Origin of the sequence: Paraburkholderia sp. 22098, from assembly GCF_052045935.1 — a bacterium.
GTDB lineage: Bacteria > Pseudomonadota > Gammaproteobacteria > Burkholderiales > Burkholderiaceae > Paraburkholderia > Paraburkholderia caledonica.
The window spans coordinates 389712-412304 of record NZ_JBQEPV010000006.1; the positions used below are offsets into that span (position 1 = coordinate 389712).

General features: G+C 59.3%; 23 protein-coding genes. 11 read left to right on the top strand and 12 right to left on the bottom strand.

Annotation, left to right across the window (positions count from 1 at the left end; translation table 11 throughout):
• Positions 1-4 precede the first annotated feature (4 nt).
• Together ACTJLB_RS15700 and ACTJLB_RS15705 are read left to right on the top strand one after the other, a co-directional pair.
• Positions 5-979, top strand: a complete 975-nt coding sequence (locus ACTJLB_RS15700; protein ID WP_440783791.1) for a LysR substrate-binding domain-containing protein — start codon at positions 5-7, stop codon at positions 977-979.
• A gap of 346 nt (positions 980-1325) precedes the next feature.
• Positions 1326-2687, top strand: coding sequence for an MFS transporter (locus ACTJLB_RS15705; RefSeq protein ID WP_440783792.1), 1362 nt, complete (start codon positions 1326-1328; stop codon positions 2685-2687).
• A gap of 55 nt (positions 2688-2742) precedes the next feature.
• On the opposite strand, the gene ACTJLB_RS15710 is transcribed toward ACTJLB_RS15705, so the two are convergent.
• The gene (locus tag ACTJLB_RS15710) at positions 2743-3294 is read right to left on the bottom strand and encodes a 4-hydroxylaminobenzoate lyase (RefSeq protein ID WP_020068902.1); all 552 of its coding nucleotides are present in this window, start codon (positions 3292-3294) and stop codon (positions 2743-2745) included.
• Positions 3295-3748: 454 nt separating this feature from the next.
• Here ACTJLB_RS15710 and ACTJLB_RS15715 point away from each other — a divergent pair, with 454 nt between their 5' ends.
• From ACTJLB_RS15715 to ACTJLB_RS15725, 3 genes are all read left to right on the top strand, one after another.
• Complete coding sequence (locus tag ACTJLB_RS15715; protein WP_440783793.1) at positions 3749-4879, top strand: porin; 1131 nt, start codon at positions 3749-3751, stop codon at positions 4877-4879.
• Positions 4880-5030: 151 nt separating this feature from the next.
• Positions 5031-5732: a nitroreductase gene (locus tag ACTJLB_RS15720; RefSeq protein ID WP_440783794.1), complete on the top strand. Its 702-nt coding sequence runs from the start codon at positions 5031-5033 to the stop codon at positions 5730-5732.
• 493 nt (positions 5733-6225) lie between these two features.
• On the top strand, positions 6226-6909 hold the full coding sequence (locus tag ACTJLB_RS15725; RefSeq protein ID WP_440783795.1) for an HD domain-containing protein: 684 nt from the start codon (positions 6226-6228) through the stop codon (positions 6907-6909).
• 14 nt (positions 6910-6923) lie between these two features.
• On the opposite strand, the gene ACTJLB_RS15730 is transcribed toward ACTJLB_RS15725, so the two are convergent.
• The 4 genes from ACTJLB_RS15730 to ACTJLB_RS15745 are packed head-to-tail and all read right to left on the bottom strand — an operon-like array spanning position 6924 to position 10697.
• Positions 6924-7766 carry an amidohydrolase family protein gene (locus ACTJLB_RS15730; RefSeq protein ID WP_440783796.1) on the bottom strand — a complete coding sequence of 281 codons (843 nt, stop codon included), beginning with the start codon at positions 7764-7766 and terminating at the stop codon, positions 6924-6926.
• A complete protein-coding gene (locus tag ACTJLB_RS15735) occupies positions 7763-8611 on the bottom strand; it encodes a sugar phosphate isomerase/epimerase family protein (RefSeq protein WP_440783797.1) in 849 nt (282 codons plus the stop codon). Before ACTJLB_RS15735 ends, ACTJLB_RS15730 begins: the two co-directional genes overlap by 4 nt.
• Complete coding sequence (locus tag ACTJLB_RS15740) at positions 8608-9348, bottom strand: SDR family NAD(P)-dependent oxidoreductase (protein WP_087753107.1); 741 nt, start codon at positions 9346-9348, stop codon at positions 8608-8610. Before ACTJLB_RS15740 ends, ACTJLB_RS15735 begins: the two co-directional genes overlap by 4 nt.
• 32 nt (positions 9349-9380) lie before the next feature.
• The gene (locus ACTJLB_RS15745) at positions 9381-10697 is read right to left on the bottom strand and encodes an MFS transporter (RefSeq protein WP_020068909.1); all 1317 of its coding nucleotides are present in this window, start codon (positions 10695-10697) and stop codon (positions 9381-9383) included.
• A gap of 216 nt (positions 10698-10913) precedes the next feature.
• Between ACTJLB_RS15745 and ACTJLB_RS15750 the strand changes: the two genes are divergently transcribed.
• Positions 10914-11828 carry a LysR family transcriptional regulator gene (locus tag ACTJLB_RS15750; RefSeq protein WP_087753108.1) on the top strand — a complete coding sequence of 305 codons (915 nt, stop codon included), beginning with the start codon at positions 10914-10916 and terminating at the stop codon, positions 11826-11828.
• Positions 11829-12048: 220 nt separating this feature from the next.
• On the opposite strand, the gene ACTJLB_RS15755 is transcribed toward ACTJLB_RS15750, so the two are convergent.
• The 4 genes from ACTJLB_RS15755 to ACTJLB_RS15770 form a co-directional block, all read right to left on the bottom strand.
• Positions 12049-12912: a hypothetical protein gene (locus tag ACTJLB_RS15755; protein WP_027804773.1), complete on the bottom strand. Its 864-nt coding sequence runs from the start codon at positions 12910-12912 to the stop codon at positions 12049-12051.
• A gap of 577 nt (positions 12913-13489) precedes the next feature.
• The gene (locus ACTJLB_RS15760; protein ID WP_020068912.1) at positions 13490-13714 is read right to left on the bottom strand and encodes a hypothetical protein; all 225 of its coding nucleotides are present in this window, start codon (positions 13712-13714) and stop codon (positions 13490-13492) included.
• 287 nt (positions 13715-14001) lie between these two features.
• On the bottom strand, positions 14002-14205 hold the full coding sequence (locus ACTJLB_RS15765; protein ID WP_006047703.1) for a cold-shock protein: 204 nt from the start codon (positions 14203-14205) through the stop codon (positions 14002-14004).
• A 307-nt stretch (positions 14206-14512) separates the two neighbouring features.
• The gene (locus tag ACTJLB_RS15770; RefSeq protein WP_027804774.1) at positions 14513-15148 is read right to left on the bottom strand and encodes a LysE family translocator; all 636 of its coding nucleotides are present in this window, start codon (positions 15146-15148) and stop codon (positions 14513-14515) included.
• Positions 15149-15485: 337 nt separating this feature from the next.
• Between ACTJLB_RS15770 and ACTJLB_RS15775 the strand changes: the two genes are divergently transcribed.
• Positions 15486-16679 (top strand): serine hydrolase, encoded by a 1194-nt coding sequence (locus tag ACTJLB_RS15775; RefSeq protein ID WP_440783798.1) that lies wholly within the window; start codon positions 15486-15488, stop codon positions 16677-16679.
• A gap of 145 nt (positions 16680-16824) precedes the next feature.
• Here the strand turns inward: ACTJLB_RS15775 and pcaG are convergent, their stop codons facing one another.
• Both pcaG and pcaH read right to left on the bottom strand, forming a co-directional pair.
• Positions 16825-17412 carry a protocatechuate 3,4-dioxygenase subunit alpha gene (gene pcaG / locus ACTJLB_RS15780; RefSeq protein ID WP_440783799.1) on the bottom strand — a complete coding sequence of 196 codons (588 nt, stop codon included), beginning with the start codon at positions 17410-17412 and terminating at the stop codon, positions 16825-16827.
• 3 nt (positions 17413-17415) lie between these two features.
• Positions 17416-18120 carry a protocatechuate 3,4-dioxygenase subunit beta gene (gene pcaH, locus ACTJLB_RS15785; protein WP_020068917.1) on the bottom strand — a complete coding sequence of 235 codons (705 nt, stop codon included), beginning with the start codon at positions 18118-18120 and terminating at the stop codon, positions 17416-17418.
• A gap of 106 nt (positions 18121-18226) precedes the next feature.
• Here pcaH and pcaQ point away from each other — a divergent pair, with 106 nt between their 5' ends.
• The gene (gene pcaQ / locus ACTJLB_RS15790) at positions 18227-19225 is read left to right on the top strand and encodes a pca operon transcription factor PcaQ (protein WP_440783800.1); all 999 of its coding nucleotides are present in this window, start codon (positions 18227-18229) and stop codon (positions 19223-19225) included.
• A gap of 234 nt (positions 19226-19459) precedes the next feature.
• Positions 19460-20593, top strand: coding sequence for a 4-hydroxyphenylpyruvate dioxygenase family protein (locus ACTJLB_RS15795; RefSeq protein WP_440783801.1), 1134 nt, complete (start codon positions 19460-19462; stop codon positions 20591-20593).
• A gap of 2 nt (positions 20594-20595) precedes the next feature.
• On the opposite strand, the gene ACTJLB_RS15800 is transcribed toward ACTJLB_RS15795, so the two are convergent.
• Complete coding sequence (locus ACTJLB_RS15800; RefSeq protein ID WP_020068920.1) at positions 20596-21240, bottom strand: helix-turn-helix domain-containing protein; 645 nt, start codon at positions 21238-21240, stop codon at positions 20596-20598.
• 436 nt (positions 21241-21676) lie between these two features.
• On the opposite strand from ACTJLB_RS15800, the gene ACTJLB_RS15805 reads away from it, so the two are divergent.
• On the top strand, positions 21677-21835 hold the full coding sequence (locus ACTJLB_RS15805; protein ID WP_440783802.1) for a hypothetical protein: 159 nt from the start codon (positions 21677-21679) through the stop codon (positions 21833-21835).
• Positions 21836-22214: 379 nt separating this feature from the next.
• The gene (locus tag ACTJLB_RS15810) at positions 22215-22448 is read left to right on the top strand and encodes a hypothetical protein (RefSeq protein WP_440783803.1); all 234 of its coding nucleotides are present in this window, start codon (positions 22215-22217) and stop codon (positions 22446-22448) included.
• Positions 22449-22593: the final 145 nt, after the last annotated feature.

Consider the following 22593-nt stretch of genomic DNA (forward strand, 5'->3'; position numbering starts at 1 on the left):
AGCCATGTCCGCTAACCGCATCGACCTCAATTTGCTGCGCGTGTTCGACGCGGTATTCGAGGACCGCAACCTCGCGCTGGCGGGCAAGCGTCTGAACCTGAGTCAGTCAGCCATCAGCCATGCGCTCGCGCGCATGCGTGAGGTAGTCGGCGACGATCTGTTCGTGCGCACCGCGAGAGGAATGGAGCCGACCGTGCGTGCGTTACGCATGGCAGGCCAGGTGCGCGGCGCGTTACAGCAGATCGTGGCCGCGTTGGGTGTGGATGACTTCGATCCGCAGGTGGCGCAACGCAAGTTTGTCGTGGCTGCCAACGACTACATCACGTCCCTCGTATTGGGGCGGCTGAGTCAACGCCTGTGCGCGGAAGCGCCGCTCGCGGACCTGGTCGTTCGGCCGTCTACGCGGCTCGACCTGGCAGGGCAGATCGACGTCGGTCGGATTGATATTGCAATCGGCATCTTCGCCGACGTACCAGCGCGCTTTCGCTCGATGGCGTTGTGGGAGCAGACAGACGTACTGCTGGTGAACCGCGACCATCCGATTGCCGAGCGGGCGGTTACGCAGCAAGATCTTCTCGCGTATCCACTCGTGGCGATCTCGCAAGGCGGCTCGGAAGAGGGTGCCGTAAGCGGCTTTATTGTCGAACGTGGCCTGGCGCGGCAGTCCGAAATGTTCGATCGCGATGCGCTCAACCGCGCGTTCGCCGACACGCCCGACATGCCGCGCATGCGCATGTCCGTCGCGCACTCGCTTGCGATTCCCGCACTGCTTCGCCATAGCGAGATGCTCGCACTGGTTCCGTCGTCGCTCGCTCGGGAACTCGAACGTTATGGCGAACTGAAGATGCGCGCAACGCCCTATGAGTGCCCCAACGTGACGGTGCGCGCCGTATGGCATGAGCGCAATGACGCCGATCCAGCGCTGCAATGGCTGAGACAACAGCTCGCCGATGTCGCGCGACAGGTTCGTACCGGCTGAAGCCGTTCGTTCAAGATACCTATGCAAACAATTCACTGCTCGTGAGCCGGCGAGCAGTGCTGCGTCAACGTCGCCGAAACCCTGCAAAACGCGGCCTTTTTTAGCATAACGCGCACACATCGCGCGAACGCATCGGCGATGCGCGTTCATATTGATTGCCGTCTCTGCGCGATTTGCCGGGTTGTTGTGGTGTTTTGGCGATCCTAAGCTTGGTCCCCGTCGATACCTGCCATCTCATCAGGTATCGGCACTCTAGCGAACCGCGAGAGCGGATGGCTTTTCAATCAAACCGGCAAGCGTCACAACGAGCGGGCCGCGCCGGCAGTTCAATCTCCGCGAGGACGCAATGGAAGAGACAAGACCAGTCGATGTACAAGTGCTCATCAACGAGCATCCCTTTTCGCCGTTTCAGCGGCTCATCTTTGCAATGTGCTTCCTGATTGTGCTGATGGACGGATTCGATACGGCCGCGATCGGTTTTATCGCACCTTCGCTACTGCAGGAATGGCACATCGGCAAAGCAGCGCTCGCCCCGGTGCTCAGTGCGGCACTGTTCGGTCTCGCGTGCGGCGCGTTGCTTTCGGGTCCGCTCTCAGACAGGTTGGGGCGGCGTGTCGTGTTGACCTCGGCGGTGCTGCTATTCGGCGTATCGTGCTTCGGCTCCGCCTTCGCATTTGACCTGACGCAGCTGACAACACTGCGCTTCATTACGGGCGTCGGACTCGGCGCGGCGATGCCGAATGCCGTCACGCTGATGAGCGAATTCTGTCCGGACAAGCGTCGGGCGACAATCGTCAATCTGATGTTCTGCGGATTTCCATTGGGCGCTGCACTCGGCGGGTTTTTGGCGGCATGGATGATTCCGCATTTCGGCTGGCGCAGCGTACTGCTGTTCGGCGGCGCGGTGCCCTTGCTGTTATGGATGCTTCTTATGCTCAAGTTGCCCGAGTCGATTCGCTATTTGGTCGCGAAACGGCAACCGGCCATCAAGATTCGCAAAGTACTGGTTCAGATCAGCGCGAGTGCGAATGCCGCGGAGTCTTTCATCATGCGCGAAACCGTGGAACACGCGGCGGGCAGCGGCGGCATTCGTATAGCGCTGTCGCGTTCGTTCCTCGTGGGTTCGTTGATGTTATGGCTGTGCTATTTCATGGGCCTCGTGATCTTCTATGGCCTTGTCAACTGGATGCCGGTTTTGCTCAAGGAGGCAGGGCTGAGCCCGCAGCGAGCGGCGCTGGTTTCCGCGCTGTTTCCGCTTGGCGGCGTAGGCACAGTGCTATGCGGGATGCTGATGGACCGCTTCAATCCCAATCGCGTCGTAGCCGCTGCCTATGCGCTCGGCGCGGTCAGTGTGTACGCGATCGGCCAGGCGGTCGGCAATCTCGGGCTGCTGATGTGCGCGGTGTTCGTCGCGGGCGCGTTAGTGAATACGGCGCAGGCGTCGATGCCAGCGCTCGCCGCGGCCTTCTATCCCACAGCGGGGCGCGGGACAGGCGTTGCGTGGATGCTCGGTGTCGGGCGCTTCGGCGGAATTGCCGGTTCGTTTCTTGTCGCGGAGTTGTCCCGACAGCAAGTTGGTCTGGAAAGCATCTTTACGGTGGTCGCCATAGCGGGCGCAGTGTCGTGCGTCGCGTTACTGATCAAGCAGGCAACGAGTTCGAGTACGACCGCAGTGGAATCATCGGAACGTGAATCGCTTGTGCATTGACGGCGGACAGTGAGCGCGCACAAACAGGCGAGCCTCAAGCGAGGCTCGCTTTACTTTATTTCGCGGGCGCGTCGTAGTTGTACGAGATGCGGCCTGCCGGCAGGAAAAAGAGCGCAATCACGGCGCCGCCCTTCGCCTCGGGATAGTGATGACTGCCCGGCGCGGGCGCCGTCCAACCGCCATAACACCAGCCGTTCGGCCCGGCGAGCGCGGCGCCTTCGTCCACTGGCACGACCATATTGAACTCGCCATACGGGTGAGCATGATAGTCGCCGCGGAAACTATTCTCCGGATTGTTTTGCGTGTTACCGGTGCTATCCATCAGCACTGCGGTGATGCTGAAAAAGAAGGTCTTCGCGCACGGCTCGACAAGTCGAGCGCGCCGATATCGGGGGCCCGAGATTTCGACGTCGGCCGCCCAACCCTCTTGCACGCCGATCCTGATCAGCCGCGCAAGGTCCTTATACAAATCGCTATCGACTCCGTACTTCGAGTTCAGCCATTGCTCGACGTCCGTATTCGTCGTCATGTCCCTCACTTCCTCAAGAAAGGGCAGACAGCGCGCGATGAGTTGATCCTTATTGCTGATGGTTGCAGTTTGCGACATTCCAGTTTCTCCTTGAAGTGCATGCCGTATTCACGATGCCATAGGGGAGACGGCTAATGAAGCGAACTTTCTGCAACGCCGGATTGCACGCGATTCATATGAGGCCGGGTGTCTTGAACGTCATGCGTGAGGCGCGGAACGCATCGATTCACATTGTTCAATATTGGATTGAAGACATTTCAGCGCAGAACTGCACTTGGGGCGTCGTTGGCGGATGTTCGTTTTTTCAATTGAGACTTTGTGAGTGCTTAGGACCATTGAGAGAAAACGTAGCTTGCCTGCTTGAATCGGAGAAGGATTTGCCCGACGCATTTTTCCTCTCCATTGCGGACGGCCTCTCGCTTTAGGGGTTTCCCCGTTGTCGTGTTCATCGACCGACCTTAATCTCGCCGCCATGCATTCGTGACGAGCAGCTTCGTCATTCGAACAAACGAGACGCGGTCCAGGAGACTTCATGAAATATGGCAGGGCGGTGATATTGGCGGCGGGACTGTTCAGCGCTTCGGCATTTGCACAAAGCAGCGTGACGCTCTACGGCGTGTTGGATACGGGCGTCGAATACGTGTCCCACGCGAATGCAGCAGGAGGTTATGTCGTGCGCATGCCGGGCATCACCGGGGAATTACCGTCGCGCTGGGGGATGCGTGGTTCTGAAGACCTCGGCAGCGGACTGAAGGCGTCGTTCGTTCTTGAAAGCGGCTTCAACTTGCGTGGCGGCGACTCGGGGCAGGGCGGCCGTCTGTTCGGACGACAGGCGTGGGTGGGACTGGAAGGGCCATGGGGTGCGCTGAGTTTCGGCCGCCAGTACACGATGACGTACTGGGCCATTTCCGATGCGGATATTCTCGGCCCCGACATCTATGGCATCGGCGCACTTGACGCGTATATACCGAACGCGAGAAGTGACAACACCATCGTCTACAAGGGCAAGTTCCATGGCTTAACGGTCGGCGCGTCATGGTCGTTTGGACGCGACAGTACGGGCACGGGCAATTCGCCCGGGCAAGGCACTTGCGCGGGTCAGGTGCCCGGCGATGTCAACCAGTGCCGCCAATGGAGCGCGATGCTCAAGTACGACGGCACCTACTTTGGCGTCGCCACCGCCTACGACGAGCAGCGTGGCGGCACCAATGCGGCCGCCAACTTCTTCGACGGCGTAGCGCCTTTCAAGACATCTTCTAGCGGCGATAAGGACGCGCGTCTTCAGGCAAATGGCTATGTGAATGTTGCGGGTGTAAAGCTCGGAGCCGGATGGTTAGGTCGTCACGTAGAAAGCGATGCGCCCGGCGGCGACGTGCACTCAGATCTCTTCTTTGTTGGGGCGCAGTACTACGTGACCCCCGCATTTGCGCTTGATGGAGAGGCGTATCGCGTGCTCGTCGAGCAGCACAATGCACGTGCAACCATGGCGAGCATGCGGGCGACTTACTTCCTGTCGAAGAGAACAGCGGTATACGGCAACGTGGCTTATCTATGGAACAGCGCGCACGCGCGCTATTCGGTCAGCGCGGGCGGTGGCGGGACGACGCCTGCGCCGGGCGTCGGACAGCTGGGAGCAATCGTGGGTATGCGGCACACGTTCTGATCCGACGCAGTACTTCAACTCTTTCACGGTATCGCGATGTGTTCAGTTGCGATGCCTTTTACGATGCGGATTCGCATCCATCTATGCAGCCGCCACGCGCTTCGTTATCTGCAAGTGGTGTGGGCGGCACTCTATCAATTGGCATTGACCTATGAGAACCGACCGTAACACCAACCCTGACGCGTGTGTGGTTGACTCGGTGATTCGATCACGCCGGGCCGTCAGGGCTTTTAGACCCGATCCAATTGCGCGACACGTCATTGACCAGATTCTCGAAGTGGCAAGCTGCGCGCCGAGCAATTCGAACACCCAGCCCTGGCGGGTCGATGTTCTCGCCGGGCCGGCAAAGGCCGCTTTGAGCAATGTTCTGAAGCAGGCACACGAAGAGAATCGCCATCCTCCGCTCACGCACATGCCCGAGGTCTTGCCGGAAGCGATGAGAAGAAGGCAGGAAGCGTTTGGCGCGGCTTATTACGGTGTACTCGGTGTGCCCAAGCACGATGTGCAACAGCGTGCGCGTGTGACTGCGAGAAACTTCGATTTCTTTGGCGCGCCTGTGGGCCTGATCTTTTCAATCGATTCAGCGCTGACAAAGTTCAGCTGGCTCGATTACGGCATCTTTATACAGACCGTCATGGTGGCAGCACAAGCGGTAGGTCTCGACACGTGTCCGCAGGTTTCGTTTGCGAGATTCCAAAACGTGATTGCGGAACACCTGGCGCTTCCTGCGAACTATGAAGTGGTGTGCGGAATGAGTATGGGATTGTCTGACTGCGACTCCCCTGTCAGCCGTCTGGAAACAGGACGCGAACCCGTTGAGAACTTCGCGCGGTTCCTGGGGTTCGATTCGTAGTGGCTGTTCGTCTCCTGTCGTCGCGCATCCGCCTCGGATGAGGCCGGCGGCCTCTGCGTACTAGAGGCTGCACGCGCGCAAATTGGTTCAGCGGGCCACATGGTCAAACTGGTCACAAGCGATCAATCGTCAACACCGAAATGCATGGCATGCAACTCACCATGAATTGAAAAACAGCCTCGTGTAGCGAGACCACATGCTGGGCCCTGCTTGTTGGCCTGCCAGGCCCGTACACACCGGCTTTGGCAGAAAACACTGTTTTGTTGGCCGTGTTCCGGGCATCAATCGAATTGAAAGTCGGTCGTCGCAGTCCGATACTTGGCTTGTGGTTTTCCTTTGAAGAAGTACTCGGCGACAGACATACCGGCTGGACCAACGCAGTGAAAGACTCGCAATCCGAACTCCGGGGCAGGCATGTCCCGATTCTCAACATAGCTTGCTGAGCCGCTCATAAGACGCGCGGTTCGATCAGGCAGATATTGGAGCAACGAACATGACGACGATCGCAGGAATCAAGATCCCCGATAGCAAATTGGCGCGTGCGGCCACCGAACTCGTTCGCGACACGGAGTCGGACCTGCTTTTCCACCACTCGACTCGCGTGTTTCTTTTCGGCGCTCTCACCGGTGAGCGCAAGCAATTGAAGTATGACCCGGAGCTTCTGTACGTCGGCGCCATGTTCCACGACATGGGGCTTACCGAACAATTCAGGACGTCACAGAACCGCTTCGAGGTGGACAGCGCGAATGCAGCGCGTAGCTTCCTCGAGCAGCACGGTATTCCCGAAGGAGATGTCGACCTCGTGTGGGACGCGATCGCGTTGCATACTACGCCGGGTATTCCGCCATTCAAGAAGCCTGTGGTTCAACTGGTGACGGCAGGCGTCGAGATGGACGTGCTCGGCTTTGCATTTGACGAATTCACCGAGGAACAGCGCAAGGTGGTGGTCGCTGCTCACCCTCGCGGAAAGAACTTCAAGGAGCAGATCATCAACGCCTTTAACGATGGAATGAAGCACCGTCCGGACTCGACCTTTGGCACTGTCAACGACGACGTGCTTGCGCTGAAGGACGTGGGTTTCCGTCGGAAGAACTTCTGCAGCATCATTCTCGGGAATGCGTGGAACGACTCGAATTACGCGTGCAGTTGCAATGATCCGGCACATAAGCACGGTTGAACACGCATGCATGACTAACGCGTAGCGGAAGCTTCAAAGCCAAAGAGCCGGCGAGGCGTGTCCCACAACACTCGTCGGCGCTCGTCGGCATCTGGAATCAGACGCTCGACGAGCGTGAGCAGCGGAGCGTAGTCAATCCGCACCGGCGAGCGCAGAAACGGCCAGTCGGAACCCCACACACAACGATCCGGCCCAAACGTGCTGAGAAGCTGCGTCGCGAAGGTCTGCGCGTCTTCATATGGATAGTCGATCTGCGTAAATTTTTGCAACCCGGAAATTTTGACGACGATGCGATCCGTGTCGGCCAGACGGAGAAGCGTCTGGAAGCCCCGCTGTTTCATGCCGGCCGCCATGTCCGGCCGACCGCAGTGGTCGATCAGTATTCGCGTCGCCGTACGTTCGATTAGCGGCTCGAGTGCGACCAACTGATCGCCCGTTACCTGGATCTGCGCAAACATATCGAGGTCGGCCAGGATATTGAAGAGCGCGTCGGCATCACGCATGGCATCGACGCCCAGCATCGCCGGATTAAAGGCCGCGCCAACCACGCCCGCGCGTTTCATCTCGATCATGTCTTCGCGGCTCGCATTGTGGTCCACCACGGCGATGCCTTTGAAGCGGGTGCCATAACTGGCGAGCGCATCCAGCATGCAGCGATTGTCGGTGCCGTAGCCACTGGTCGGTCCGACGAGCAACGCGTGTTGCACACCGCATGCGTCCATCACATGGGCAAACTGCGCAGCGGTGCCGATTTCCTGCATCGACGGCCTGTACGCGGTGTCGGCGCGATAGGGAAAGCGAGCGGGATCGAAAATATGGTTGTGACAGTCGATCTTTTTTTCGTCGAAGATAGTCATTGACGAGACGCTCCGCGAGATTCGCGTCGAAGGCGCGCGGCATCGAGCATGGTGCGTGTGCTTCGATACGCGAGTTTGATGCGATCTCTCGCAGGCAGCGACGGCAACGGCATTTCCACACTAAAAGCGGTATCGGCAGGCAGCGCGTCCAGCAATTCGCTTAGCGGCAGCGCCCCTTCGCCTGGCGGCAAGCGGCCCGTGCGCGCTTCGAGAATCGTCGCGTCGTCTCCTATGGGATCGTTCGGCGAGGCGTCGCACAGTTGCACCGCGCGCACCATGCCGGCGGGCAATGCGCGGACGTCGTCCGGATTGCCGCCCGAGCGCGTGAGATGCAATGCGTCGACGAGAACAGCGAGGTTTGCGCTTCCCACGCTCTCCACGATCGACCGCGCCTGCTGCAAGGTGGCGACGTGGCGCCAGCGCATGAATTCGAGATCGACACGCAAGCCATATCGCGCCGCGAGTTCGCAAAGAGCCGCCAGGTTGGCGGCGAGCCTCGACGCGTTGGGGTCGTCGCCCGAAACCGTCACGCACCGGGCACCCAGGTCGGCCGCCGCATCGAACATGGGCGCATACGAGGCCACGTCGATATCGGGCAGCATTGGAATGAACTCGACGTCATGCACCGCCATGCCTTCTTCGACAAGTACACGCCGCAGAGCGAGGTGTGCCTGGCTGCCGACAGCCGAGGCATAGGCAATCGCACCTGGTGAAGTCGGATTGAACCTGAGCCCAACTGCGTCGAACCCGGCGCGAGCGGCTTCGACCACCCATTCCGTAGGCGCAAGTTCAAGTGCGGTGAGATGCGCGACTGCAAGCTTCGGTGCTGCAATGATAGTGTTCAATACGTGGCCCTCCCACCTGTCAGATCGAAGGTAAAGCCGCTCGTAAAACTGCATTCGGGGCTGGCGATCCAGCTTACCATCGCACCGACCTCGTCGATCTGCAGGAAACGGCCCATTGGAATCTTGGCCTTGCTCGCCTCGATATGAGCGTTGGACATCTCGCTCAATAGCTCGGTTTCGACCATTGCGGGCGCGACACAGTTGATGAGCACATTGTCCTTTGCCAGTTCTTTGGCGGCCGCCTTGGTGAACGCTATGACACCTGCTTTCGCCGCCGAGTAGCCTGAGATGAACTGGACGCCTTCTTTGCCGGCAATCGATGCCACATTGACAATGCGGCCGCCGCCGCGCGCGCGCATGTGCGGAATCGCGACCCGGCAGCAATAGAACACGCTGTTCAGGTCCACTGCTATCACGCGCTGCCAGGCGTCCACTGGATACTCCCAACACGGCGCTACCGGCCCATTGATCCCTGCGTTATTGACGAGGATATCCACCTGCCCAAGCGTACCGAGCGTGACCGCGAAAGCCTGTTCGACCGAACTGATGGAGGCGACGTCCACTTGTTGAATGTGATCAGGCTCAAACTGCAGCCGTTGCGCGCCGCAGTCGCTCACATCGAGGTCCCACACCGCCACGCGTGCGCCGTCCGCTTTCAGTTTTTGCGCGATGCCGAGCCCGATGCCGCGCGCGGCGCCTGTGACGATGGCGACTTTCCCGTCGAGAGAGCGAGTCATATGGGGTTCTTTCCTTTGCTGAAAAATGTTGTTCACAACTCGATACGTTTGATATCGCCAACCACGAAGATGTACGAAAGCGCCCCGGCTAGCGTGACGGCTGAGATGAAGCCCAACGCATAAACGAACGAACCTGTTGCGTTGACAATCAGTCCGATTACGAGCGGCGTGACGATGCCCGCCGCATTCGCGAAGAGATTGAAAATGCCGCCGCTCAAACCAAGCAATCCCTTTGGCGCAATGTCGGAGACGATCATCCAGGCGAGTGCGGACATGCCCTGTGCAAAGTAGGCGACGCAAAGAATCGCAATAACCGTTGCCGTCGATTCCACGTAGTTCGCGAGGACTATGCTCGATGCGGCGAGCAGACCGGCGATAACGGGCAGCTTGCGCGACCAGTTGAGGGAAATACCCCGCCGCAACATGGAGTCGGAGATCCAGCCGCCTGCAAGTGTGCCCACCGATGCGGCGATGAACGGAAGCACAGCAATCAGCCCGACCTTCAACCACGGCATATGGCGCTCTGTCACCAGGTAAGTCGGGAACCATGTGAGAAAGAACACGTTGGTCGAGTTGCAAGCGAACTGGCCCACACAGATGCCGAGCATGCTTCGCCGTTTGAGGAGCGCACCAATGTCGGCCCAGCGGAAATGAGTAGCTTTCTGGCTACCGTCTACGACGCCGCCTCCGTTCGCGATGTAGTCCAGCTCGGCCCGATTTGCGCTTTTCGATTGATGCGGCTCGTGAAAACGCATCAGCCAGATGCCGCCGAACAGCACTCCGACCGTTCCGACAATGCCGAAGAGCGCACGCCATCCATATTGCTGTTCGAGCCAGAACAGCAAAGGACTCAGGAAGGCCAGCCCGACGTATTCCGCGAATGTATAAATGCCGGTTGCGCGGGCCCGCTCGCTTTGCGGGAACCAGATAGCGACTACCCGGCTGTTAGTCGGAAAGCACGGCGCTTCAGCAACGCCGATCAGTAGACGCATGATCAGCAGCGAAATGAAGCCGGTCGCCAACCCCTGCAATCCCGTGAAGAGAGACCAGAGCGTGAGCGCGAAAAAATAGGTCCACCGTGTGCCGACGCGGTCCAGCATCACGCCGCCGGGAATCTGTGATGCCGTGTATGTCCAGGAGAACGCCGAAAAGATCACGCCCATTAGCGCCGGATTAAGGCCGAGTTCGTGACTCATGCTCGGCGCGGCAATTCCGGCGACGCTACGGTCCAGATAGTTGATCATTGTGCCGATCGCGAGCAGCGCAAGTATCTGGAAGCGGGCTCGGGTTCTCCGCGTCGCGGTGGCAACGTTGATCGTCGCGTCTGCGGACTGGGTTGCGTGATTCATCGTGTCTCCATCCTGTTCTCTTTGGTGCGCTCCTCGCGGCGCCCGTTTCCGCTGCGTGCGGCTTGCAGACTGCGGGCGTTACGCGTGTCGCGCAATGCCGGGAGTCAGGCTCCCGTTGAACAGATACTAGGGATTTACCGCAGGCCTGTCGTATGCCGAGTTTCAGCTACCCTATAACTTTTTGTTAATAGGCCGGCTACGCGGCACGGAGAACGCATGCGGTTCAAGCTCAGGCAGATGGAGGTATTTCGTGCGGTCATGCTGACGGGGTCGATCAACGCCGCAGCAAAAATGCTCTACGTGTCGCAGCCTGCTGTGAGTAAGCTCATCTCTCACACGGAGACGAACCTCGGCCTGCGGCTTTTCGAGCGGGCGAAAGGCCGGCTGATACCCACTGCGGAGGCGCAGGCGCTATTCAGGGAAGTCGAGCAGGTCTATCAGGCGGCACTGTCAGTCGACGAATTCGCGCGGGCGCTGTCGCTCGGGCCCGCTAGTTTGTTGCGGGTGTCCTGCAGCCCGTCGTTGGCGACGTCGATCGTTGCGCCCGCGATCGTCGAATTGAAACGGCAATTGCCAGGCTTGAGCGTGGACTGGCATACCACGCTCATGGCGGACATGCCGCTCGAGGTGCTGAGTAAGGCCGTGGATGTGGCGGTGACATCGATGCCGATCGAACATGAACACCTCGACGTCGTGCCGTTCATGCGTGGCAGGATGGTCTGCGTCGTGCCGCCTCGTCATCGTCTGGCCGAAGCGGAGCCCATTGCGCTCGCCGATCTCGTTGGTGAGCCGATGATTCTCTTCAGGCGCGATATTCCGTTCGGCACGATGATCGCGCGCGCATGCCAGCAGGCCAATGTAGAACTGCAATCCGTCGTAGATGTGACGCGCGCAGACCAGGCGCTGGCGCTGGTGAAGGGCGGTCTGGGATTAGCCATTGTCGACGAGTTTGCCGCAGACGATCACGGCCTCGTCATACGTCCGTTGATCGAGGAGCTGGAGCTCGTTGCAACCTTTGTCTATTCGAAGTTCTCCCCTCCGTCACGCAACACGACGCTGCTAATGCACGCGGTCTATAAGCAGGCGCAACGCCTTAGCCGTCATATTGCCGGTGTGCCGCTGCCGGCGTAGTCAAATGTTCGGCTTTGGCTGGGGAGATCTCGCATTCGCTGGGGTGCGCTCACACGCGCGATTGACGAAACGGTAGTTCAGATGGAGCTCCGGTCTTTCGGCAACGTCACTAGAAAGAGACGCGGAGAACTGAAGTCCGCGCGAAGCGAACCTCAGTTCTTTTGAAACGAGCCAATCAGCAGCCGGAGAACTTGCCGGGCTGCTGCGGCCCATAAACGGCTTACTGCTTCGTCACCTGGCCGTAGGCGATCACCGAGTTATCGGCTGCCTTGATCAGATAGACGATCGAACGTTGATACAGCGTTGTGCTGCCGGTAACGGGCAGGAACGTGATAGCGGCGTTACCGGAGTAAGTCGTTCCGGAAGCCAGCAAGCAGGTACTCGTGGTGCCGCTCACCGTCATCGTGTAGAGGTTCTTGTTCGAACCCGGCGTCGTCAATGTCAGCGTCCCAGTGACGGCGCAGCCGGAGAGGTTGCCGGTGAAGCCGCCGGCGGCGTCGATGGTCAGCGTCGTCCCACTTTGCGCCCACGTTCCCGTTACGCTCGATTGCGTGACGGCAAGCGCGTTCGCCGGATCGTAGTTCAATGCCAGGTTCACCGTTTGGCCGTTGGCGACATAGCTGCCGTTCAAGGTTTGCTTCGCGCTGTACGTTCCGCTTCCCGACGAGGCCGTATAGCGGAAGCCACCTGTGCTCTCGAAACCGCTCGTCAATGTCCAGTTCGGCTCCGCGGGTGCCGCGATGCCGAAGAAGGTCGATGTGACGACCGTGAAGATGCCGCTCAGGTAGGAGATGTTGTTCGCCGGGTCCACCATGGCGGTCGTCCGCGAGGACGAGGAAGTCGTCCAGATGCCCTCGAAGCCATTGCCCGTGGCGGCAGTCGAGCCGGCCTGCGGGGACGTCAGGCTGGGCAGGGACTCGCCCGCGACGACGGGCGCCGACGAGGGCGCCGGTGCGCTGGCACTCGTGGCCGGCGCAGCGGTTTGAGCAGGCGGCGAACTGTCGCCTCCGCCACCGCCGCATGCAGCGAGCGTAAATGAACCGAACGCGGCAATGACTAAAGGTAGTTTTTCTTTCATTTTCATTATGATATTTAGCGTGCGGACCGTAGTTTCCGCAAAATGATTGTTGAACTCTCGATATGCCCGCGCAGAATCGCGCACCGATTTAAACGGCAGCAAAAGGGAAATCTTTAGTATTTTTTGAAGAAGCGTCTTTCAACTTCGAATGCTTTATTTGCAGTGGTCTGTATGTGCGCGCTTTGAATGCAATGCGCATAAAACGAACGCCAGACGTCTCGCTGTTCGGAAGAGAAGCGACTCGTGCCGTGCGCCAATTGAGTTTGTTTTCCGACGGAGATGAATACCTCGACTTCAGGCATTCATTCGTCATTCAGGGGGCACAATAGTCCGCGCAAGCTTCGCAAAGCTATTGGGCGCCGGGACGCATATCGCTAATGCGATGCTCCCGGAGCCGCCAGTTTCTTGACGTCGGAGTGCCAGTGCAGGCGGGGTAGCGATCTGATCGACCGCTTGAAGGAAGAGTTGCTTGCGCTGAAACGAATATTAGATGCAGCCGTCATGCTAACGGCTAAAGAGTTCGTCTGAACTCTATTTGCGAGACGCAGGCATTCGCGGCCAGTGTCGCCGCGCTAAATGTGCGTCAACCGCGTGTATCGACCCACTCGTGCGCCCAACGCGCGGAGTGCTGCAATGCCTGCTCTTCGTCGGTGAAGTAGTCGAGCGAATAGAACTGGTAAAGCCCTTCAGCGCGTGCGCTGTCGGCGCGCTCGAGCAAAAGGTTGGACGAGAATGTACCGTCGGGCAAGCGATGCGCCGATGGTTTGATGGCATAGCCGTTGTAAAGGTGAATTTGTTGGTTTTGCATTTTATATTTTAATAATGTGCGAGTGCGCCTGCCGTGCGAACTTCTATTGAGTCGCGCGGACGAGTCGATTCAAAGCCATTGCGAGCCGAATCAGAACGCAGTCGGGAAGCTGAAGAGGGCGTTCAAGCCGAGGGGAGAATGAGGAGCAACGAGGCGATTGGCGCTTGAGCGAGCTGCCTGATACATGCAACTCAAAGCGATTCGCGCCAACTGTGGGAGACAAAGCTCCGCGAGGATGTCGCTGCAGCCCGATGTCCGTTGCCGGACACCGGGCCCTTCAAACTAGCTTACAGCGGCGTGATGTTGGCCGCTTGCAGACCCTTCGGGCCTTGCTTCGTTTCGAAGCTCACCTTCTGATTTTCAGCGAGCGTCTTGAAGCCGTTGCCGCTGATTTCGGAGAAGTGCGCGAACAGGTCGTCGCCGCCCTTGTCCGGGGTGATGAAGCCAAAGCCTTTGCTGTCGTTGAACCACTTAACGGTACCGGTATCCATGAAGAATCCTTGAGGAAATAAAATTGAAAATGTGCCCTGTGAAGGAGCGTTAGAAGCGTCAAGGAGGGAGAGGACAACGAATACCGCTGAGAGAGCGAGACATTGATGAACAGCAATCGAACTTCTTGAACTTCGGGTGCCACAGTAACCGCTCCGGCACAGCAGCGTCAACAGTTAACTTGTAACTGTTCTGTTGGGCGGCTCCATTAAGCGCGGCGAAGGCGCCGCAATGCGGCCCCGCTAGCGGCTTGCCCTTGTCTTCATCCTGTCGCCGCGACCATCGGTACGCGGCTGACGCGAGGATAATTTAGATGCCGACCTTGTGCGCGGTCACAATCAGACGCAAGCCAAGCGCGGCCACTGCGCTTGCGGCGACACGATCGATCCACGCCTTCCATTGCAGATAGATCTCGCGCGGACGCCTGCTCGAAAAGCACAGCGCGACGACTGTGTACCAGCCTGCTTCGATGGCGAAGATCGCGGGCGGTAATGCGAAGTAGCACCATAGCGGCGGATGTTGCGGCAACAGCGCCGCGAAGATACTGCCGTAATAGACTGCCGTCTTCGGATTGCTCAGTTGGGTACTAAGGCCGATCCAGAAAGATTTGCGCGGATTCGTGGTAACGGTTTGCGTGGCGTCGAACGCGAGCGGTTTAGCGGCGCCGCGCCAGATCTTCGAGGCCAGATAGATCAGATAAAGCCCGCCGGCTACTTTGAGCCCGATGTAAAGCCATTCGACGGTAGCGAGCAACGTATATAAGCCGAGCAGCGCAATGCCGCTAAAGAAGACCCCGCCAATGCCCATGCCGAGTGCCGTCGCAAGACCGTCGCCGCGAGACAGACCGATCGCATTGCGCGCGACGATGACAAAGCTCGGTCCCGGACTCATTGCGCCTAATAACAGCGCGGCGAGAATGGTGAGAATAGCGGTCGATGCTGGCATGGCAGTGTCTCCGTCGGTTGCATATGAATAGCGCGTGTTGTCCAAACATAGCATGAGAGCGCGGCTCTCATCTAACAAGCAGTACAAGCAGTGTAAAGACATACGCATTCGCTGCAAGCAACATTATGCGAATGCTAGAATCGGCTTCGATATGTTAAAGCTGCCTTAGAACACTGAGGCAGGCGGACGCAATTCCTGCTATCGCGACGAATTCCGCTTCATACAGGCGCCTTTGATCGTGCAAGCGATCTTCCATGATATCTACGAGTTGTTGTTGACTGTGCGCCAATTCCGTTCTCCGAATAACCGGCGCACGCGGCACAGAACCTGAAGTTGCATGCCATACCGCCCACAAACTCCCACATTTGCTTTTGGTTCTTCTGCCTGGCTCTGTTATATCGCGATATTTGGCCTCTTGTGGCTGAGCATCGGCTGGACATTCGGCGCGACTCACGAGTCTCCACGGCACTCTTCGCTTGGCTATGCGCGTGACGTGAAAAAAGTCACGACTGGCGAGACGCGGCGGCGCGTCACACGCAGGCGCAAGCATGTCACCGACGACGAGCGTTCACAGCACGCGAGCAAGCTCACGCCCAAGTCGCGCCGTCAGGCATCGCGCACCGCACGCGAGCCGCGCGCTTCCAGACACCCTGCCAAACTGGCGGCGCATCGCAACCGGCGGCCTGCGTCGGCCGAAAGCGTAATCGCTAATGCAACGCTTTCGGCTCGTACGAAGCATGCGGGCCTTCGTCTTTCGCCTCGCTGCGGATATACGCCCAGGTCGCGCGCGTTGCTACGGTCGCGTTCAGTCTTCGTTGTCGATGAAAGAACGCACACGATGCTCGCAGAAAAGCAGGCCGATCGCGTCATGCCAATTGCTTCGATATCCAAACTAATGACGGCCGTCGTGTCGCTCGATACAAGGCGCTCACTGAATGAGCCGCTCAACGTTACTGTTCAGGATCAGGACTTCGACAAGTTCACCGGCTCACGGCTTACTGTCGGTTCGGTGCTGCCGCGGGGTGACATGCTGCATATCGCGCTGATGTCGTCGGAGAATCGCGCTGCCGCCGCGTTGAGCCGCGATTACGCCGGTGGCCGGCCGAGCTTTGTCGCCGCGATGAATGCAAAGGCGCGCGCACTCGGCATGCGGCACACGCGGTTTGTGAATGGCACGGGGCTGTCACCGCAAAACGTATCGACGGCGCGAGATCTTGCTCGCCTCGTGGCTGCCGCTAGCCGCTATCCGCTGATCCGCGCTTATTCGACCGACCTGGACCAGTTAGTGTTTCCCGGCGGACCGCGCACGCGGCTGAGTTATCACAACTCGAATGCGCTCGTGCGGGGCGGCGACCGGTCGATCGTATTGCAGAAAACAGGGTTCATTAACGAAGCGGGGCACTGCGTCGTCGTGCGAATGATCGTGCATGGCAGGCCGATCGACATTGTCGTGCTGGGTGCGCCAGGCCCGCGCGATCATATCGCGGACGTGATCACGATTCGCCGCTGGCTGCGTTGCTCATTGCACTGACTAATGACTCATGCCCGCGCTTTTCTGCAGGCGCAAAAAAAGCCCGCGCAAGGCGGGCTCAACTACTCGGAGTTTCGCGATCCAGTCGCTAGACGGATCACTTTCAGTCTAGGTGAAAGCTTTACGAAAGTGTAGGGGAATCGCGTTACAGGTCGAAAAAAACCGTTTCCTTGTCGCCTTGCATATAGATGTCGAAGCGATACACGTTGGCGGTGTTCGGCTCGCGGCGCGCGATCAGGGTTTCACGCCGGTCGGCCGGAACTGCCGTCAGCACGGGGTCGCGCTCGTTGGCTTGCGCTTCGTCCTCGAAATAAATGCGCGTGAACGTGTGAAGCAGCATGCCGCGCATCGTCACGATGACGTTTAAATGGGGCGCCTCGTCAGGGCTCACGCGGCCCGGTTTCACCGTCTCGACGACAAAGCGCTTTTGCGGGTCCGTGCCCGTGCCGACGCGTGCAAAGCCGCGAAAGCCCGTCTTGAGAATTTCCTCGCGCAATTCGGGGTAGTGGCCATCGGCGTCGACCTGGGACACTTCGAGCATGGCGTCGCCGATCACTTTGCCGTCACCGTCGAACACCTGTCCCACGATCGTGATGTGCTCGCCCACCGCTTCGCGGTCGGCCACCACTGGCGTGAACAGGCTCTTGAAGTCGAAATCGTATTGCTGCGGGCACAGGCCGTACGCGAAATACGGTCCAACCGTCTGCGAGGGCGTTTGCTTGAGAGTGGTCATGGCTTAGCGCTCCATCGGAGTTTCGTTACGGCCGCGCAGCACGATGTCGAAGTCGTAGCCGAGCGCGTAGGCCTCTTGCGTGGTATCGAGCGAAAATTTCGCAATCAGTCGATCACGGGCCTGCTCAGGCGTGCCCTGGAAAATCGGATCGAACGCCAGCAACGGGTCACCGGGAAAATACATCTGCGTGACGAGGCGCGAGCCGAAATGCTCGCCGAACAGCGAGAAGTGAATGTGATTCGGGCGCCACGCGTTCGGATGATTGCCCCACGGATATGCGCCCGGCTTGATCGTCAGAAAGCGATAGCGGCCTTCGTTGTCCGTGATGCAGCGGCCTGCGCCCAGGAAGTTCGGATCGAGCGGCGCGTCGTGCTGATCCATTTTATGCACGTAGCGGCCAGCCGCATTCGCCTGCCAGATTTCCACGAGCGTGTTGCGCACCGGGCGTCCGCCCTCGTCCAGCACACGCCCCGTCACGATGATGCGTTCGCCAAGCGGTTCGCCGTTACGGACCGCGTTGCGCGTGAGATCGCTGTCGAGCGCGCCGAGGTCTTCGGTGCCGTAGACGGGCACGCGCTGATCGCGCAGCTTTTCCTTCAGCGGAATCAGCGGGCGTGTCGGGCCGCGTTTAACCGAGGAACCGTAGCCGGGATAGATGTATTCGGGATGCGACGCGAAATCGCGCGCGCTGAGAAAGGAATCGTCCATCAGTGTCTCCTTCGGGATTTGTGGGATAGCGCTTATCAACGGACTTTATCCAAACTGGACGGTTATGAAAAATGACGTTTTGGCGCTTTTCGTATAACCTTCCGTTATGCAACGCAGTCTCGCGGACAGCCGCGTCAAATTCCGTCATCTACAGTGCTTTCTGGCCGTAGCCCAATTCGGCAGCGTCCAGCGGGCCGCTGACAGCCTTTCGATTACGCAGCCGGCCGTCTCCAAGACGGTCGCGGAGCTCGAAACCATTCTGGGCGTAAAACTCTTTGAGCGTGGCCGTCACGGGGCGGTGCCCACGCGGGAGGGGCAACTCTTCATGCCCCATGCAAGCGCGTGCGTCAGTGCGTTGCGGCAGGGCGTCGATCTGCTCGCGCGCGCGGAAGGCGCGGCCGCGGCCACGCTCGAAGTCGGGATTCTGCCGACTGTCGCGGCGGCGTTGATACCGCCCGTGCTCAAGCGTTTCGCGTCTCTCTGGCCGCGTGTGATCGTGCGCCTTGCAACCGGCGCAAATCCCGAATTGCTCGAGCGCCTGAAAGCGGGCACGATCGAATTTGCCATCGGGCGACTAGCCGATCCCGAACGAATGGTGGGGCTGAGCTTCGAGCAGTTGTTCACCGAACCGCTGATTGCAGTCGTGCGCGCGAGGCATCCGCTCGATGCAGCGCCCGGTTTACCCTCGGCCGCATTGCAGGATTTCACAGTCGTGTTGCCGCCGTTCGGAACGCTGATCCGGCAGTCGGCGGAAAGTTTGTTGAGCGCCTGGGGTGTGCCGCCGCTGTCGGCGTTCGTGGAAGTGCTGTCGGTCTCGACCGGCCGTGCGCTGACGCTCGAGAACGACGCCGTGTGGTTTGTGCCGCTCAGCGCCGTGGAGTACGAACTGGCGCACGGCATGCTTGTGCGTCTTCCGTTGCCGTTCGCGGGCACCGGCGAGCCGGTTGGCTTGATCCGGCGCTCGGACACGCAGCCGTCAGCAGTGGGAAGGGCTTTTATCGACGCTGTGCGAGAAGTTGCTCAGTTGCGAATGGCGGCGAGCGCAAGCAGGCCTGCGGGCAACGCTAACCGCAAGCGTGCGCGCCGCACAACGTCGACAACTTGATGTACAAAGCGCAGCGAACGGTGCTACGCGGTGAGTTGCGCGCGCGGACCGGCTGCGGCTCTGTGAACCAGTCAGTACAAAATGAAGTTGCGAACGCCACGCTAGCCGGTGTACAAACACGTTGCAAAAGCCGTCGCCGACCGCGCGATGCAGCGCCGCGCTGCGAGTCGAGACGGGTTGCAAAGACATTGGAAACACGGAAACAGCGTCGTAAGACAGTACAAGGAGATTGCCATGCCTAGCGACTTGCCCACTCCAGACGCCGCGCTTCGCGCCGTGTCGGCGCCTGAGCACAATCCGCTCGGCACGGCCGGGCTGGAATTCGTGGAGTTTGCCTCGCGCGATCCGCAGGCGCTGGGCGAGACTTTCACCAAGCTCGGCTTCAAGGCAATCGCACGCCACATCAGCAAGGACGTCACCCTGTTCCGGCAGGGCGAAATGAATTTTCTGATCAACGCGGAGCCCGATTCGTTTGCTGCGCGCTATGCCGAAGAGTACGGCGCGGGCATTTGCGCGATCGGCATTCGCGTGGCCGACGCGCAACGCGCTTTCGACCGCGCGATCGAACTCGGCGCGTGGGCTTTCGAAGGCGAGAGAATTGGCGCCGGCGAGTTGCTGATCCCGGCGATTCAAGGCATTGGCGATTCGCATATCTACTTTGTCGACCGTTGGCGCGGACGCGGCGGGCAACGCGGAGGCCTTGGCGATATCTCGATCTTCGACATCGACTTCCGTCCGATCCAGATCGACACTGCGCATGCCGACCTCAGCCATGCAGGCACGGGTCTCGTGGCCGTGGATCATCTGACGCAAACGGTCGGCGAGGGTCGCATGCAGGAATGGTTCGACTTTTACCGCGACCTGCTCAACTTCCGCGAGATCCATGAGCTGCACGCGAACTGGCATGTGTCGGCCGAATCGCGCGTGATGGTGTCGCCGTGCGGTGCGATCCGCATCCCGCTGTACGAAGAGGGCACGCGCCGGACCGACCTGATGCACGAGTATTTGCCGGATCATCCGGGCGAGGGCGTGCAGCACCTGGCGCTTGCTACGGACGATATTTTCGCGTGCGTCGAGCAGTTGCTTGCAAACGGCGTGGAATTCGTCGAGCCGCCTCCGCGCTATTACGAGCAGCTGGACGCGCGCTTGCCAGGACACGGTCTCGACGTCGAGCGGCTAAAGCGCACGCACGTTCTGGTGGATGGCGAGATCGGCACGGACGGTGTGCCGCTGCTGTTTTTTCAGACCTTCGTGCGTCGCGGTGCGGGCGAGATTTTCTTCGAGATCGTGCAACGCCAGGGACATCATGGATTCGGTGAAGGTAACCTCAGCGCGCTCGCGCGGGCGCGCGAGCAAGCCGGCGCCTGAGGTCAGATTTCGCGCTGCTTTTTCGGCGACTCATTGACGGCCGGTGCTTGCGGAATGTCGGCGCTGGTCGCCATCCATAATACTTCGGCATCCTCTTCACTTGTCGAGACCGCGGCGTGGCCGGTGCGGCTGTCGAAGTACAGGCTGTCGCCGGCGTTCAGATGTGTCGGGGCGTACAACTCCGAGTGAAGGCACACGCTGCCGCTGATCACGTACAAAAACTCTTCGCCTTCATGACGGCCCCAGTCGTCGAACGCGTCCAGCGTGTGCGCCGAGATGCGGATTCGGAACGGCAGCATTGCTTTGTGCGCGAGGTCGGTCGCAAGCAACTCCATCTGATAGCCGCGATACGCGTGACGTTGCCCTTCGCCTTTGCGCGTTAGCGCGCGACGTCCGCTTGCGCTCACTTTGGGCATCGATCCGAACAACTCGCCGATTTCGATCTTCAACCCGAGGACGATCTTTTGCAGGACGTCGAAAGTGGGGGACATGAGGCCGTTTTCCACTTTCGATAGGGTCGAGCGAGAAACGCCGCAAAGGCGGCTCGCCGTTTCGAGCGTCAAATCCTGCGACTGGCGGGCAGCGCGGACGCGACGGCCAAGATCGGTCGTCGAGGGTTCAGCGGGCTTGGTGATCTGGGTGTCCATGAGGTCTGCTGCTTTCGTTGCTATCTGAGCGGTAGTTTGCTGTTTCCGATAATAACATTTAGCGCGGATCGTGAAGTTGGCGCCTCGGCTGCCGATTTGGCTGCCGGTGCAATTGCAGATGATGGTTGGACTTTCTGATTGGAAACAGGGAGTATGCGTGCACTCAGCGTTTAATAGGCTCCGCACTGCGGCATTTCCGCCGCCGTTTGTTGCCAAAAGGCTGTTTAAAACCTTTCGATGACATAAAACTGACTCAACGCATTTTGATATGCCCGTCGTCGTGTGCATTAACTTAGGTTAAAAAACGCGTGAGTGGATTGATTTATTGCTGCAATGTATTACGATGATCAAACTAAAAATAGCATCAAGAAGATAAACCCTCATGTCGCAGAATCGGAAGAAACGCCAATCGGGGAATAAGGCACGCAGGAGGCCCTTGGGAAAAGCGCAGTTATTACCGCACACGGCCGCCTACATGCGTGAACAGTCGCTCTGCTGGCATCTGGCGTTGGCCGCTTTCAAAACCGGAAACGGTAATGGGGATTTGCTTGCCAAAATCGTCAAGGCGCTTTATCTCGCCTGGTACCTTCAGTAGGCAGGTTTTGGTGCGGTGGAGCGCGAGGTTTATCTCGATGCTGAACGTATTCTCGATACCGCAGCTTCGTGTGCAAGCCGGGGTGTTTGGGTTATCGAAAGCGCGGATTGTCCGCCTATTATCCAGATTCTCGATCTACATGAACGGCAATTGCTTTGTGCGCCTGTGTTCGCTGTCGCCGAGGCGGAATCATGCGTAGTGCGTTTTGGAAAAAGCGAGAAAAGGGCGCCGTGGTGATGCAGTCCTGTAAATTGCATGGTTCATCGCGACAATCCATCTGCTCGAAGCGCTCCTAACTGCCCGAAGCGGCAGAGGACCAGCCGTAGCCAGGCGCGCTGCTTGCTCATACAGTGCAGACCCAAATGCATGGAGCGCGAAAATGCCGAACAACGATTCAGACGAAATGGACGACCAGGGCAACGCTTCGAAGGCTACCGGAGCTTCAGGAGGCGGCTCGTTCGGTAATCAGCGCGGCGCACCAGTCACTGGTGGCGCGCCGGAGAACGGACAGAGAGGCGAAGGCGAGGTGCATCCTGCGCCAGATACCAATCCGCGAGGCAATCGCGCCCACGAAGCAACCGAGGGGCAGGACAACGGGCAAGATAAGGCATAAGCCAAGCACACGCAGAGCGTTGACGGCGATATGCATAGCAACACGGTCGGCGGCATTGCCGCGCAGCAGGGCAACTCCCGGATAGGCGACAGCGCCCGGCCGTACGGTTAGACGTCGAGCGATAGCGATTGCCGCGGTACAACGC